Below are 13,990 nucleotides of genomic sequence, written 5' to 3'. Positions count from 1 at the left end.
CGACCCGTCCGCCGACACGCCGCGGCACCTCGGCGGCGCGCTCCAGACGGGACTCCAGGTCTGTGGTGGGTGCGGCGACGGCGGTGGTGCTCATGCGACCTCCTCGGGTCGGTCAGCGCCCGACGTGGACGTGCCCGCGGGAACGGGCGAGGTGGTAGAGGACGACACTGGCGAGCGCCACGATCGCTCCGTACGCCGCGAACTGCCAGAAGTTGCCGTTGGAGCGCAGCCAGACCAGCAAGTACGACGAGGTGCCGCCGAAGATCGAGACTCCGAGCGCATAACCGAGCGCCACGCCGGTGGTGCGGATCTCGCGCGGCATCAGCGTGACGGCGACGTAGTTGTAGAGGCACATGTTGAAGCCGACCACCACACCGCCGATCACCATGACCAGTGCGAACATCGCGAGGTTCTGCTCGCGGTAGAGCAGCATGAAGAAGAACGTCGGCACCAACGCCAGTCGCATCGTGGTGAACACACGGGCGGTGCCGGCTCGGTCCGCCAGGCCACCGATGATCGGCCCGGACACGATCCAGACGATTCCCATGACCGTGGTCAGCGCGAAGACCCACGTGCTGTTCTCGGCATAGGTGGAGTTCGCCAGGTTGGGGAGCCCGGTGATCCAGGCATAGTTGGCGATCTGGACGGACCCGATGACGACCACGACCGCCACCAGCGCGAGCCGGGCCCGCCACAGCGTCTTCCACAGCGAGGTCGCGCCGCGCGGCTCGGCGCTGTCGTGGCTGCGGTTGACCGCACGGGTGACCAGCGTCTCGGGCAGCACTCTGCGCAGGTAGAGAACCGCGATGCCGGCCAGCCCGCCGATCGCGAACGGCAACCGCCAGGCCCAGTCCGCCATCGCGTCGGGCGAGACGATCGCGCTCACGACGAACGCCATCGCGCTGGAGCTGACGATTCCGAGCTGGATGAACGTCCCGCTGATCAGTCCGAGATAGCGGCCCTCCTCACCGGCAGGAGAGAGCTCCGCGCCAATGGCGTTGGCCACGCCGGCCTCGGCTCCGGTGACCAGCCCCTGGACCAGGCGCAGCACCAGGAGCGCCACGCCGGCACCGGCGCCCAGCGTTTCGTAGGTGGGCAGCACGGCCACAATCAGTGAGGCGGCCGACATCGCCGCGACCGAGATCAGCATCACCCGCTTGTGGCTGATCAGATCGGCGACCGGCCCGAGCAGCGCCGCCCCGATCGGCCGTGCGAAGAAGCCGGCCCCGAAGACGGCCAGCGAGGCCAGTACGGCGGTGGTCGGATCCTCCGACGGGAAGAAATGGGGCGCGAGGAAGGAGGCCATCAGGCCGTATATGTTCCAGTCGTACCACTCCAGCGCGACGCCGCCGCCGAGGCCCGCCGTCATCCGCCGGCTGGGCCGCGCCATGTTCGCGGAAGGCTCGACCGGCACCTGCTGCTCCGGGTGCATCGGTTCTCCGTTCGTGCGAGCCGTCCCGGTCCATCTGACATTTTAGACGGCCTCCGATATTTGGAGCACGTTGACACACGACCTCGGGATCGGTCAACCCCTCGACCTGGCGCCTTACCTTGCCTTGACACCGTCCGCCCGGGTGGGGTAGCTGTTTAGCCAGCCAGACATTGTCTGAGATTTTGAACAGGAGGGTTCATGGCCGACGGGACGGTCGCCGGCTCGCCCGCGGTCCGGACACTCGTGGAGAACGGCCTTCTCGGCGCCCTGCCGCCGGAGGCGCCCGCGTCGTCTCTCGTGTTCCCCGGCGGCGGTTCGTGGCGGGTCGAGCTGCCCAGCGTGGAGGGGCCTGCCGCGACGGAGGTCGCCTTGAAGGAGGCGGAGTCGCTCGGCGTACCCGTTCACCGGATCTCGCAGGGCTCGGGCGTGACGATGCTCAGCGATCGCGAGATCGTCGACATGGTGCAGCTGTGCCAGGAGCGATCGGTGGAGCTGTGCCTGTTCGCCAGGCCCGGGGCGGACTGGGACGTCGGGGCATCGCGCCTCAGCCCTGCCGGTTCCCCCGGGACACGCGCCCGCGGGACCAACCAGCTTCGAGCCGCCGTCGAGGAGATCATGCGGGCCAGCGACCTCGGCGTGGCCTCGTTCCTCGTCGCGGACGAGGGAGTGCTGTGGGCGGCTCACCGGCTGCGTGCGACCGGGAAGCTGCCGGCCCGGACGCAGCTCAAGGTGTCGGTGATGTCCGCGCCTGCCAACCCGGTCTCCTTCGCCGTGCAGGCCGGCCTCGGTGCCGACACGATCAACGTTTCTTCGGATCTCTCGCTGGCTCAGTTGGCCGAGATGCGCGGTGCGAGCGACGCCACGATCGACTTCTACGTCGAGACACCGGACAACATCGGCGGCTTCGTCCGGTACGGCGAGATCGGCGACATCGTGCGGGTCGCGGCCCCGGTCTACCTGAAGTTCGGGCTGCGCAACGCGCCGGACATCTACCCGGCCGGAGCCCAGCTGGACAAGGTCACTCTCGCGTCCGCCCGGGAGCGAGTACGCCGGGCGCGGCTCGGACTCGACCAGCTCGCGCGCACGCCCGGCATACCCCCGATGGCGCCGCTCGGTGCACGCGACCAACCCGCACTGCCGCGTTTCGCAGCACCGGACATCTCCACGGTCCGGACGACCCATCGTGCAGGGAGCAACCGATGAGAGCAGCCGTCCTCCGCGAGCCGGGCTCACCACTGACGGTCGAGGACATTGACCTGGCTGTGCCGCAGCGCCGGGAGGTGCAGGTCCGTGTGGAAGCTGCGGGCGTGTGCCACAGCGACCTGCACTACATGACCGGCGATCTCCAGGGACGGTTGCCCGCTGTCCTCGGCCACGAAGGTGTCGGCATCGTCGAGGGCGTCGGTCCGGGAGTCACCCGCGTCGCCCCGGGTGACCGGGTGGTGATGACCTGGCGACCGCGCTGCGGCGAATGCGAGTTCTGCACCAGCGGCCGCCCCGCCCTGTGTGTGCTCGGCCGCGTTCAGGGCACCACCGGAGGCCTGCCCGACGGCACCACCCGGCTGAGCGCCGGTGGCGAAACCGTCCACCACCTCATGGGCGTCTCCTGCTTCGCCGAGCGCTGCGTGGTCTCCGACCGGTCCGTCGTCGTCATCCCCAAGGACGTCTCCGCCGAGGTCGCGGCGATCGTGGGGTGCGCGGTCGTGACCGGCGTCGGCGCCGTCCTCAATGTGATGTCCACGGCCACGGCCGAGCCGGTCGTGGTGATCGGCGCCGGCGGCGTCGGGCTGAGCACGGTCATGGGTCTGACCCTGGTCGGCGCCGCTCCGATCGTCGTGGTCGACACCGTGGACGCCCGGCTTCGGCTCGCTCGCGAGCTCGGCGCGACACACACGGTCGACGCGACCACCGACGACCTCACCGCCGTCCTCGACGAGGTCGCTCCCGGCGGTGCGCGCTGGGCCGTCGACGCCGTCGGTGCGCCGGCCACGATGGAGCAGGCGTTCGCCAGCCTGAGCACGGCGGGCACCCTGGTGGCCGTCGGCCTGGGCCGCGTCGGAGCGGGGTTCACGGTCCCGGTGAACGCTCTGGTGCAGCAGGAGCGCCGCGTGGTGGGCAGTCTCTACGGCTCGTCGAACCCCGTCGTCCAGATCCCCCAGATCCTGGACCTCCACCAGCGCGGCTTGCTGCCGCTGGACAGGCTCGTCGGACGCCGGTTCGCCCTCGACGAGGTCAACGAGGCCTATTCGGCGCTGACGGCAGGCGCGACCGGACGCTCGGTCATCGTGCCCGGCGCGTGAGTTCAGACGTGCTTGCCGCTCGCACCCAGCTCGCGCGAGAGCGCCCTGGCACCCTCGCGCACCAGGTCGAGGTTCCGCTCGCGCGTGGCCTCGTTCCATCGGATGGTCGGCACAGTGATGCTCATGGCCGCGACACAGGTGCCGTGCGCGTCGAAGACCGGAGCCGCGACGCACGCCGCGTCGTCGTTGGACTCGCAGAACTCCTCGGACCAGCCGCGCCGACGGATCTCGGCCAGCCCGGAGAGGAGCCGGGCCTTGGAGTCGATGCTTCGCTGCGTCATCGGCTCCACCGAGTCGTCGTCCGGGTAGAGGGCGTCGAGCTCGTCGTCGTCGAGCGCGGAGAGCAGCATCTTGCCGCCCGCGGTGCAGTGCGCGGCCAGCCGGCTGCCCACGGACGAGACCAGGCGGACGGCATGCCGGCTGTCGACGCGGACGACGTACACCGCGAGCCGGCCGTCGCGCACGGCCACCTGGACGGTCTCCCCGCTTTCCGCGGCGACCGACTTGGCGATCTTGCGGCCGAGCGCGGCCATGTCGAGGGCCTGCTCGTAGGCGCCGCCGAGCTGGAGCACCTTCACCCCGAGGCTGTAGCTGCTCGGATGGTCGTCGCTGTTCGCCTTCAGGTAGCCGCGGTCGACCAGTGCGCCGACAAGCTCGTGGACGCTCGCCCGGGGCAGCCCGAGGCGGGCGGTGATCTCGGGCACCCGCAGGCCTTCGGAGGAGTCGAGGAAAAGCTCGAGGATGTCGAGCCCTCGACGCAGCGCCGGCGCCGTCATCCGTCCGCCGTTCGCGGAGGTCGGTCGCACCTGTGTCGGCTGGTCGTTTACCATGACAGACATCGTCTGATATTTCGGAGAAATGCGCAACTATCGCAGGCGTCGGCTCCGTGCCACCCCGCCCGGGAGGACTTCCATGAGCACATCACTAGCACTCGCGCGCGAACGGATGGTGGAGCGCGCCGTCCGGAGCCGTTCGGTGCTGTCGCGTGGGCTACCCCATTGGGCTTCGGGCGAGACCGGCGACTGGACGGTCACCCCCGACGGCGACTGGACCGGTGGCGCGTACGTAGGTGAGCTCTGGCTCGCCCACGCGTTCGATCCCGCCCGGGTCAGCGCCGCGCACGCCCGGGCGGCGCTGGATCTGATGCTGCCCCGGCTGGATCACCGCACCGCCTTCAAGGGCTTCGGATTCTACTTCGGCGCCGCGGCCGCCACCCGGCTGGTCGACCACGCCGGCACCGACATGATCGCGCTGAGGGCGGCGCGGGTGCTCACGGACATGTACGACGAGCGGCTCGGACTGATCCCGCTCGGGGAGGACGCGGAAGAGGCGAGCTCCGTCGGCGCCGCCGAGAGCAGCATCGACTCGCTCCAGGCCATCGCCCTGCTCTTCTGGGCGGCGGACCACACCGGCGACGAGACGTTCGACAAGATCGCCACGCGGCACCTGGAACGGGTCTTGGAGATCCACGTGCGGCAGGATGGCTCGGTTGTCCAGTCCTCCACCCTTGACCCGGAGGACGGCCGGGTGCTGCGCACCCATACCCACAAGGGCTACGACGACCGGAGCACGTGGGGTCGCGCGCAGGGCTGGGCGATGCTGTACGCCGCGCACGCGGCCGTCGTACGCCCCGAGGACCCGCGGTGGCGAGACGTCGCCCGCCGCACCATCGACTGGTGGATCGCGCACGTCCCCGAGGATTTGATCGCCTTCTGGGACTTCGACGACCCCGCGATTCCCGACACCGACCGCGACACCGCAGCGACCACGATGGCCATCGCAGCCGCGCTGCGGCTCGCACACGCGCTCGGCGAGGACGGCGCGCCATATCGCGACTTCGCCGAGCGCACGGCTCACGCCGTGGTCGACCGCTATCTGACGCCGACCGACGACACAGATGGACGACCGGCCGGCATGCTCACCGGCGGATGCTTCACGCGTCGCGGCACCGTGCGCCGGCAGGACGCGGCGACGAACGTCGAGCTGGTCTTCGGCAGCTACTTCCTGCTCGAGTCGCTGATGGTCCTGACCGGCGTGGTCCCGGCCGGCCGGATCTGAGCCGGCTCCGACCCACCACCACAGGAGGAGTACCCGTGAGTGACTCACGACCCCTGCCCCTGGCCGGCGTACGCGTCGTGGACCTCAGCCAGGTGCAGTTCGGTCCGCAGGCGACCCAGATCCTCGCCGACTTCGGCGCCGACGTGATCAAGATCGAGCGACCGCGCGTCGGCGACATCAGCCGGTCGATCGACACGGAGTCCGACGGCATAGAGGACAGCGCGTCGTTCATCTCGCTCAATCGCAACAAGCGCTCGATCGTGCTCGACCTGAAGCAGCCCGAGGCACTTGACGTGGTGATGCGGCTGCTGGCCGACACCGACGTGCTGGTCTCCAACTACCGCGCCGGCGTGGCCGAGCGGATGGGACTCGGGTGGGAGGCCCTGCGCGAGCGATTCCCGCGCCTGGTCTACGCCTACGGCACCGGATTCGGCGACACCGGCCCGCTGCGCGACCTCGGCGGCCAGGACATGGCGCTGCAGTCGTTCGGCGGGGCCGCCTGGCACAACCGCGGTGACGACGGCCGTCCGAGCATCTACCCTGTCCCGTTCATCGACTTCGGCGCCGGCATGGCACTCGTGCAGGGCATCTTGATGGCGCTGATCGAGCGGTCGACCTCGGGCCGGGGCCAGCGGGTGGACGTATCGCTGATCGACACCGTGGTGTTCCAGCAGATGCAGGAGATGACCGCATGGATGATGCGCCGCCACGAGATCCACTGGGAACGCGACAACTTCGTCGGAGCCTTCAAGACGGCCGACGGCTGGGTGACGATCGTGGGTCTGTTCCGGCCCGAACCCCTGCGCGACGTGTGCACGGCGCTCGGGACCGACGACCTGACCCGGCGCAGCGAGTTCGCGACGGCCGAGTCGCAGCAGCAGAACCGGGCGGCGCTGTGGAAGATCATGGATGGCGAACTGGAGCGGTTCGGCACCGACGAGGTGCTCGAGCGTCTGGGCGCGGCGGGCATCCTCTGCGGCCCCGTCCTCGACTACGACGAGGTGCTCGCGCATCCGCAGGTCGTGCACAACGATGTCGTACGCACGCTCGACCAGCCGCGACTCGGCCAGGTGAACGTGGTCGACAACCCGATCCGGATGTCCGCCGCGACCGGCCGCCGCTACGACCCGGCACCGCTGCTCGGCCAGCACACCGACGAGGTGCTGCGCGAGGCCGGCTTCACCGAGGACGAGGTCGAGGGCCTCGTCGCCCGTGGGATCGCCGGCCGCACGGAGGACGCATCGTGACCGCCCCGGACACGGCCGCGGTGCGGATCCGCCGTGACGGCGCCGTACTCGTCGTGAGCATCGACCGGCCCCGCAAGCGCAACGCCATCAACCTGCCCATCGTTCGCGGCGTCCGGGCGGCTCTGCGGTCGGCGTCGCGGGAAGCGGAGGTGCGGACGGTCGTTCTGACCGGTTCGCCGGTGTTCAGCGCAGGGGCCGACATCGGCACCTACGCCGAAGGAGACCTCGCCGCGATCGCCACGTTGATGGACGAGGCGAACGCGATGTGCGACGAGATCGCCGATTCCCCCGTGCCCGTGATCGCGGCGGTCGAAGGTGTCGCGGTGGGCGGCGGCTTCGAGTGCGTGCTCGCCTGCGACCTGGTCGTCGCTGCCGAGGACGCCCGCTTCGGGCTGCCGGAGGTCGGCCTCGGTCTGCTGCCGGGGTGGGGTGGTACCCAACGGCTCACCGCCCAGGTGGGTCCCCGCCGGGCGAAGGCGATCGTCCTGCTCGGGGAGCAGATGGATGCCGCCACCGCGGCGGACCTCGGCCTCGTCACCACCGTATGCGCGTCCGGTCGCGCCCTCGCGGTCGCCACCGCCATCGCCGAGCGACTCGCCACGCGACCGATGCGTGCGGTCGCCGAGGCGTGCCGGGTGATCGATCTGGCGCCGCACGGGCGCCGGGAGGAGCGCGCGGCGCTGGACCGGCTCTTCGCCACCACCGAGGCGGCCGACGCGATCCGCGCGTTCGTGGAGAAGCGCAGCAGCCGCTGACCGCGCCCGCGCACTTGTCGGTCTCAGCACATGACCCACGTGGCCGACTTCGACAGCCGCTGCGGCGAGGCGAGCTGGAAGACGACCTTGTGCGAGGTGCCCAGGTCCATGGTGACCTGCTTCTTGGAGCCGAAACAGTCGCTCAGGACGTAGGACGGCAGGCTTCTGGAGCCCTTCTCGAAGACCTTGCCGTCCACGATCCACCGGTAGGAGAACTTGGCTCCCGGCTCGGGCCCGTCCAGACCTATGCCGAAGCTCACCGGGCCGGATTAACACGTGACCCCGCCCTGGTTGATCCTGGACGCACCGGCGACCCGTACGCAGGCGAGGGAGAACGAGCAGTCGGTGGTGAGCACGCCGCTCTCCTGGACAGCGTTCTGGCCGCTGTCGAGTGCGATGGGTCCGCAGATCCGGCCGAGGAACGGTGTCGGCTCCGCCAGCAGGTCGTTCATCGCCATCGTGTCGCCGCCCTGGGCGGCCAGGACGAGTGCGGCTCCTCGATGCCCAAATGCACCTGTACTGGCTGATCCGGCCCGCTGGCGATCCCCGCGCGCTCTCGCCGGCCGTGCTCAACTTCGACGTGCCTTTCACGGCACGGATCCCGCTGCCTCCGATCCTGATGCTAGGCGCGGCGGCGCTGTCGGTGGTGGCGGTCTCCAGGGGGAGGGGCGGGTCCAGGCACGTGGCGTGCGGTCAGAGCTCGGCGAGGATGGCGGCGACCAGGGCCGCGCGCCCGGGCAGAGTGGACAGCACGATCCGCTCGTGCGGCGCGTGCGCGCCGGCCCCGAGGGGGCCGAATCCGTCGAGTGTGGGCAGGCCCAGCGAGCCGGCCGTGTTCGTGTCGGCGGCCCCTGCTGCGGGTTCGGCGGTGATGTCCTGGCCCAGCCGCTGCCCTGCCGTACGTACGGCGGCGCTGAAGGGATCGTCGGGGCCATCGAACGCCCATGTGGGCCTGCTGGACAGGATCTCCGTCCGGACCCGCGCCCCTTCGCGCACCGGTGTGAGGGCGGTCAGCTCGGCGAGCACCGCGCCTTCCACGGCCGCGTCGGCGAAGCGCAGTCCGATGTCGGCCGAGGCACGTTCGGGCACCACGTTGGTCTTGCCGCCGCCCGACAGCGTGCCGACGTTGCACAGGACTCCTCGGGAATGCCTGCCGACGACCTCGCGCAACCTGACGAGCTGGTCGACCAGCTCGTCGATCGCCGAGATCCCTTTCTCGGGGTCGAGCGCGGCGTGCGCCGCGCGACCGTGCACGTTCAGTCGCAGCCGGGTACTGCCGCGTCGCCCGCGCTTGAGCGCGCCGCCGGGGTGCGGGGACTCGAAGCCGAGTGCGGCGAACGCGCCCTCCGCGCGTTCCCTGACCAGGGTGCTGGACGTAGGGGAGCCGATCTCCTCGTCGGCCACCACGACCACGCGTACCGGCCGGTGCCGGACGCCGGCGCGCGCGGCCACTTCCAGGGCCGTCTCCATCACCACCAGGCCGCTTTTCATGTCGAAGACGCCGGGCCCGTGCGCGAGGGTGCCGTGCTCGGCCGACTCCGTCACCTGCCAGGGCATCGGCCCTGCCAGCTGGCCTTTCGGCCACACCGTGTCGTGGTGGCCGATGAACAGCAGCGGAGCCTCGTCCGCTCGTCCGGGGGAGCCGGGGAAGTCGGCCGTGACGTGGTCGCCGGTAGGCTCGCCGACCCGGCGGGCGACGCCGCCGAGCTCGGTGTAGCGGGCCACCAGCAGGTCGGCGAGCGCGTTGAGCGCCTCGGCGTCGCCGGTGGGGGTCTCGTGTTCCACGTAGCGGCGCACCCGTGCCGTCATCTCCGCCGCGCGCGCCTGGGCCGCCTCACGAAGCCCGGTGGCCGGGGTGCCCGCCGTACCGTCGTCGGGGGATCCGACGCTGATCATCTGCTGTCCTCGGGGTTGGAGGGCAGGCGGCCCAGTGCGGACCGCCCTTGCGTCGAAGAGCATGATATGTGACGTATATTCGTCGCGATGGACCGGCTGTCACGCGGTTTCGGCGCCTATGTCGCTACTTTGCGCAGTTCAGGACGCATTGACAGCATTGAGGGCATGTTGATACCTACTCTAGATGCGACTTTGAGGTACGAATCCCCGACATCAGATCTTCGTTGCAGGAGCACCCCGCCCCCATGACGTCAACCACAACGCCGGTGGTCAGGACCCTCACCACCCCGGACGAGCTCGGTCAGGCGACCACGCTCTACCGGGACGTGTTCGGCTACACCGATCTGCGCCAGGGCGCCAGCCCGCGACTGCTCACCGCCCTGCGCGACAACGGCGGCTCCGTCGTCGGCGCGCGTGACGGCGACCGCGTCATCGCCTTCGCCTTCGGTTTCCAGGCCACGGACGGGACCAGCTCCTACCACTACTCCCAGGCGGCCGTGGTCCACCCCAGCCACCAGGGGTGCGGTCTGGGCCGGGCGCTCAAGTCGGCCCAGCGCGAGGTCGCGTTGGGCTGGGGCGTCACCCGGATGCGCTGGACCTACGACCCCCTGATCGCGCGTAACGCGCACTTCAACCTGGACGTGCTGGGCGCGGTCGCACGCTGGTTCCACGGCGGCTTCTACGACGACGACTCCGACCGCCTCCTCGTCGACTGGGATCTCGGCACCGATCCGGGATCCCGCGCACCCGCCCAGGATGATCCCCCCGCTGACCTGGGCGACTGGGCCCGACCGGTCTCCGACGGCGACCGGATCTGGTTGCCGATCCCGTCCGACTACACCGCTCTCGCCGCGCGGGACCCGCTTCACGCGGCACGGGTGCGCACCGATCTGGCAGCCGCACTCGCACCGCTGATGAATGACGGGTGGGCGGCCGTGTCCTGCTTGCCGTACACCCCCCAGACCGCCCTTTACCGCTTGGAGCGTGCCCTGTGACGACCGGCGACCTCGAACTCGCCCACGCCGAGAACCGGAGGCTGAGCAGCCCCGGCGAGCGCTTCGGCGCCCGGCTGCAACGCCGCTCCTCGGCCGAGGCGTTACAGCAGAAGGTCATCGAGCAGGAGACCCGCAATCTCGGCGAGGCCCTGGAGCGGATCACCGCCGACGGCTCCGCGACCCGGGCCGCCGCCGCCGTGGTGGCCGCGCGGCGGCGCTTCGTCACCGGGTACGGCAAGTCGTTCGCCTACGCCTCGCTGCTGGCCACCGACCTGTCCGCCGGACTCTCCCATGTCACCCTCGTCGACGGCGCCGTGGTGCGGGTCCTCGACGTGCTCAGCGAGGTGAGCCAGAACGACGTGCTGGTCGCGGTGTCGCTGCGCCGATACCGCCGCGAGACGGTCGTCGCCGCCCGGCATTTCGCCGAGGCCGGCGGCGCGGTGGTGGCCATCACCGACGACGCGCGGGCGCCACTGGCCTCCATCGCGGCCGAAACCATCGTCGTACGGACCGACAGCGCCTCCTACGCCGACTCTCCCACGGCGGTCGCCGCGGTCGTGCACCTGCTGACCACCCTGGCCACCGCCAGTTCGAAGGGCGCCCGGCGCAGGCTCGCGGAACGCGACCGGCTCAGCCACGCCCTCGGCAACTATCTGGAGGACTGAACCATGCGCATCGTCGAAGCGTCGCTGCACCTCGTGCGGCTGCCGCTGGTGCACGCGTTCCAGACCAGTTCCCATCGCAAGACTCATCTCGACCACATCCTGGTGCGGCTGGTGGACGAGTCGGGAGCCGAGGGGTGGGGCGAGATCGCCTCTCCGTCCGACCCCTTCTACTGCCCTGAGACCACCGAGACCTGCTGGCACATCGCCGAACGGTATGTGCTGCCCTCCGTCGTCGACGCCGTCTGGGAGCATCCGGCGGAGTTCCCCCGGCTCTGGCGCAAGGTGCGCGGCAACCGCTTCGCGATCGCGGGCGTCGACGCCGCCGGCTGGGCCCTGTGGTCGGGGGTCCGCGGAGTCTCGCTGGCCAAGGCACTGGGGGGGACCCGCGGCGAGGTCGTGGCGGGGGTGTCGCTGGGCATCGAACCCACCTACGACGCGCTCCTCGAACAGGTACGCCGCCAGGTCGACGCCGGTTACCCGAGGGTCAAGCTGAAGATCGCCCCAGGTTGGGACACCGAACCGGTACGGCTGGTCCGCGAGGCGTTCCCGGATCTGGCCGTCCACGTCGACGCCAACGGTGCCTACGGCGAGACGGCGGAGGAACTCGCCGTGCTGCGCGGCCTGGACGACTTCGGGCTGCTGATGATCGAGCAGCCGTTCGCGCCGCGCAACCTGGTCGCCCACGCCGCCCTGCAGCGCAGCGTACGGACGCCGGTGTGCCTCGACGAGTCCGTCGACACCATCGATGACCTGCGCACGGCGCTCGCGCTGGGAGCCGGCCGGGTGCTCAACATCAAGGTGTCGCGGATGGGCGGGCTCTCGGCCGCCGTGGCGGCCCACGATCTCGCCCGGGAGCACGGCGTGGACGTGTGGTGCGGCGGCATGCACGAGTTCGGCATCGGCCGCGCAGCCAACGTGGCCCTCTCCAGCCTCCCGGGCTTCACCCTGCCCTCCGACGTGTCCGCCTCGGCCAAGTACTACGCCCGCGACGTCGTCCAGCCGGAGGTCGTCGCCGATCAGGGCGTCGTCCGGGTACCGGACGGGCCGGGGCTGGGTCACACCGTCGATGTCGCCTTCATCGGCGAGAACCGGCTGAAGGAAACCACGATCACCGCCCCCGCGGAGTCCCCCCGCCGCGGCTCCCCATCCGCAGCCTGACCTCCGCGCAGAGAGAAAGCACATGAGCGCCTCCTCCGGCACCTCCCGCGAGAACGACACCAACGCCTATGCCGTCGAAACCTCACCCGGGCGTAACAGGCTGACCAACGTCATCGCCCTGATCGGCCTGGTGGCCTCGGTCTGCGCCGGTTTCCTCGGGAACGGCCCGACCCTCTGGGGCCTGCTGCCGATCGCGCTGTACGCGCTGCTGTCCCTGCTCGGCATGGACATCGTGATCGCCACGGTCGTCGCCCTGCTGTCAGGGGTGCTGGTCGCCCGGATGCCGCCGCTCGAGATCGGCGCGCTGCTCGGTGACTCCCTGGCCGACCAGGTGACGATGATCGGACTGATCATCATGCTGGGGTCCGGCGTCGGCGAGATCCTGAAGGTCACCGGCGTGGCCGGGACCATCGTGCGCGGGGTCATGCGCGTCGTGGGCGAGAAGAGCCGCTCCGCCGTGGTCCTGGGCGTCATGGTGGCCTCGTTGCTGCTGGTGACCAGCCTGGGCACCCTGGCCGGGGCGCTGGCCATCGCGGCTCCCATCCTGCTGCCGATCACCGCGAGAATGGGCTTCACCCGGTCGGCGACCGCGTCGATGATGTTCATCGGCGGCTGCGCCGGGTTGACCATCGCGCCTTTCGCGGGGTCCAACGTGGCCATCATGGACGCGGCCGAGATCGGCTACCTCGGCTACCTGGGCTATGGAGCCGGACCGCTCGCGGCGCTCTCGCTGATCATGGGGCTCATCGTGGTCCCGTGGATGCAGCGCAGGACCGAGCGCGCCGACGACTACTACAGCGAGGCCGAGGTCGGCGCGGCGAGCGACGCGGACGTGCCGAACGCGGGCGCGGGCCGGGCCACGGCCGCCTTCCTGATCGTGCTGCTCGTCAGCGTCGTCTACGCGACGGTCACCAGGGCGGGGACGGCGTTCCCGCTGCTCGCCCTGCCGGTGCTCGGCCTGGTCACGGGCCTGGCGAGCGGCCTCGGCCCCAAGGAGATCATCGAACTGCTCTACCGGGGCGCCTCCCGGCTGATCAGCATCTTCCTGCTCTTCTGGCTGCTGGCGGGACTGTTCATCACGATCGACAAGCTCGCGCCCTTCAAGGTGATCCTGGACATGTACGGCGAGAGCCTGGCGGGCAGTTCCCCCTTCGTGTTCACGATCCTCATCGCGCTGCTGGGCTGGGTCGGCGTGCCGGGGGCGACGGCGGCCCAGGTGGTGCTGCTCGACAAGGTCTTCGGCGATCTGGCCACGCATATCGGCGTAGGCGTCGGCGCGTGGACGATCGTGCTGCTGTTCGCCTCCAAGGCCGACACCTACGGGCCCTTCCCCAACGGCAACATGGTCGGCGCGATGGGGCTGGCACGCTCCTCGAACCTGCGGAACATGATGATCACAGGGTGGGCGCTGCTGGTGCCGTCCTGCCTGATGTACACGGTCATCCTGCTCCTCCTGTCCCCATGAGAGCCGAACGTCGCACCAC

Annotated in this window: 14 protein-coding genes; 9 read left to right on the top strand and 5 right to left on the bottom strand. The window is 70.4% G+C overall.

Annotation, left to right across the window (positions count from 1 at the left end):
- Positions 1-112: 112 nt before the first annotated feature.
- Entirely contained in the window at positions 113-1,432 is a 1,320-nt protein-coding gene (locus GUY59_RS18405; RefSeq protein WP_201761027.1) for an MFS transporter, read from the bottom strand.
- Positions 1,433-1,630: 198 nt separating this feature from the next.
- Between GUY59_RS18405 and GUY59_RS18400 the strand changes: the two genes are divergently transcribed.
- Together GUY59_RS18400 and GUY59_RS18395 are read left to right on the top strand one after the other, a co-directional pair.
- The gene (locus GUY59_RS18400; protein ID WP_138201068.1) at positions 1,631-2,635 is read left to right on the top strand and encodes a hypothetical protein; all 1,005 of its coding nucleotides are present in this window, start codon (positions 1,631-1,633) and stop codon (positions 2,633-2,635) included.
- A complete protein-coding gene (locus GUY59_RS18395) occupies positions 2,632-3,732 on the top strand; it encodes a zinc-binding dehydrogenase (RefSeq protein ID WP_138201067.1) in 1,101 nt (366 codons plus the stop codon). Before GUY59_RS18400 ends, GUY59_RS18395 begins: the two co-directional genes overlap by 4 nt.
- 2 nt (positions 3,733-3,734) lie before the next feature.
- Here GUY59_RS18395 and GUY59_RS18390 read toward each other — a convergent pair whose 3' ends face one another.
- The gene (locus GUY59_RS18390) at positions 3,735-4,571 is read right to left on the bottom strand and encodes an IclR family transcriptional regulator (protein ID WP_201761026.1); all 837 of its coding nucleotides are present in this window, start codon (positions 4,569-4,571) and stop codon (positions 3,735-3,737) included.
- Between the two features lie 73 nt (positions 4,572-4,644).
- Between GUY59_RS18390 and GUY59_RS18385 the strand changes: the two genes are divergently transcribed.
- Genes GUY59_RS18385 through GUY59_RS18375 form a run of 3 tightly spaced genes read left to right on the top strand, consistent with a single transcriptional unit; the run spans position 4,645 to position 7,792 of the window.
- On the top strand, positions 4,645-5,790 hold the full coding sequence (locus tag GUY59_RS18385; protein WP_161714597.1) for a glycoside hydrolase family 88 protein: 1,146 nt from the start codon (positions 4,645-4,647) through the stop codon (positions 5,788-5,790).
- A 35-nt stretch (positions 5,791-5,825) separates the two neighbouring features.
- Positions 5,826-7,037: a CaiB/BaiF CoA transferase family protein gene (locus GUY59_RS18380; protein ID WP_161714596.1), complete on the top strand. Its 1,212-nt coding sequence runs from the start codon at positions 5,826-5,828 to the stop codon at positions 7,035-7,037.
- Positions 7,034-7,792 (top strand): enoyl-CoA hydratase/isomerase family protein, encoded by a 759-nt coding sequence (locus tag GUY59_RS18375; RefSeq protein WP_201761025.1) that lies wholly within the window; start codon positions 7,034-7,036, stop codon positions 7,790-7,792. Before GUY59_RS18380 ends, GUY59_RS18375 begins: the two co-directional genes overlap by 4 nt.
- A gap of 23 nt (positions 7,793-7,815) precedes the next feature.
- Here the strand turns inward: GUY59_RS18375 and GUY59_RS18370 are convergent, their stop codons facing one another.
- The 3 genes from GUY59_RS18370 to GUY59_RS18360 all read right to left on the bottom strand — a co-directional run bounded on the left by GUY59_RS18370 (position 7,816) and on the right by GUY59_RS18360 (position 9,688).
- Positions 7,816-8,052: a hypothetical protein gene (locus GUY59_RS18370; RefSeq protein ID WP_138201064.1), complete on the bottom strand. Its 237-nt coding sequence runs from the start codon at positions 8,050-8,052 to the stop codon at positions 7,816-7,818.
- A gap of 9 nt (positions 8,053-8,061) precedes the next feature.
- The gene (locus GUY59_RS18365; RefSeq protein ID WP_138201063.1) at positions 8,062-8,250 is read right to left on the bottom strand and encodes a hypothetical protein; all 189 of its coding nucleotides are present in this window, start codon (positions 8,248-8,250) and stop codon (positions 8,062-8,064) included.
- Between the two features lie 235 nt (positions 8,251-8,485).
- On the bottom strand, positions 8,486-9,688 hold the full coding sequence (locus tag GUY59_RS18360) for a M20/M25/M40 family metallo-hydrolase (protein WP_201761024.1): 1,203 nt from the start codon (positions 9,686-9,688) through the stop codon (positions 8,486-8,488).
- Between the two features lie 245 nt (positions 9,689-9,933).
- Between GUY59_RS18360 and GUY59_RS18355 the strand changes: the two genes are divergently transcribed.
- The 4 genes from GUY59_RS18355 to GUY59_RS18340 are packed head-to-tail and all read left to right on the top strand — an operon-like array spanning position 9,934 to position 13,971.
- Positions 9,934-10,683: a GNAT family N-acetyltransferase gene (locus GUY59_RS18355; RefSeq protein WP_138201062.1), complete on the top strand. Its 750-nt coding sequence runs from the start codon at positions 9,934-9,936 to the stop codon at positions 10,681-10,683.
- Positions 10,680-11,348 carry a MurR/RpiR family transcriptional regulator gene (locus GUY59_RS48770; protein WP_138201061.1) on the top strand — a complete coding sequence of 223 codons (669 nt, stop codon included), beginning with the start codon at positions 10,680-10,682 and terminating at the stop codon, positions 11,346-11,348. The genes GUY59_RS18355 and GUY59_RS48770 overlap by 4 nt, the downstream gene beginning before the upstream one ends.
- A gap of 3 nt (positions 11,349-11,351) precedes the next feature.
- Positions 11,352-12,506, top strand: a complete 1,155-nt coding sequence (gene menC, locus GUY59_RS18345) for an o-succinylbenzoate synthase (RefSeq protein WP_138201060.1) — start codon at positions 11,352-11,354, stop codon at positions 12,504-12,506.
- 22 nt (positions 12,507-12,528) lie between these two features.
- The gene (locus GUY59_RS18340) at positions 12,529-13,971 is read left to right on the top strand and encodes a Na+/H+ antiporter NhaC family protein (protein ID WP_138201059.1); all 1,443 of its coding nucleotides are present in this window, start codon (positions 12,529-12,531) and stop codon (positions 13,969-13,971) included.
- Positions 13,972-13,990 lie beyond the last annotated feature (19 nt).

This window comes from Nonomuraea sp. K271, from assembly GCF_009908215.1.
Taxonomy (GTDB): Bacteria; Actinomycetota; Actinomycetes; order Streptosporangiales; family Streptosporangiaceae; genus Nonomuraea; species Nonomuraea longispora.
The sequence above is the reverse complement of the archived record's forward strand: the minus strand, read 5'-3'. Positions and strand labels throughout refer to the sequence as shown.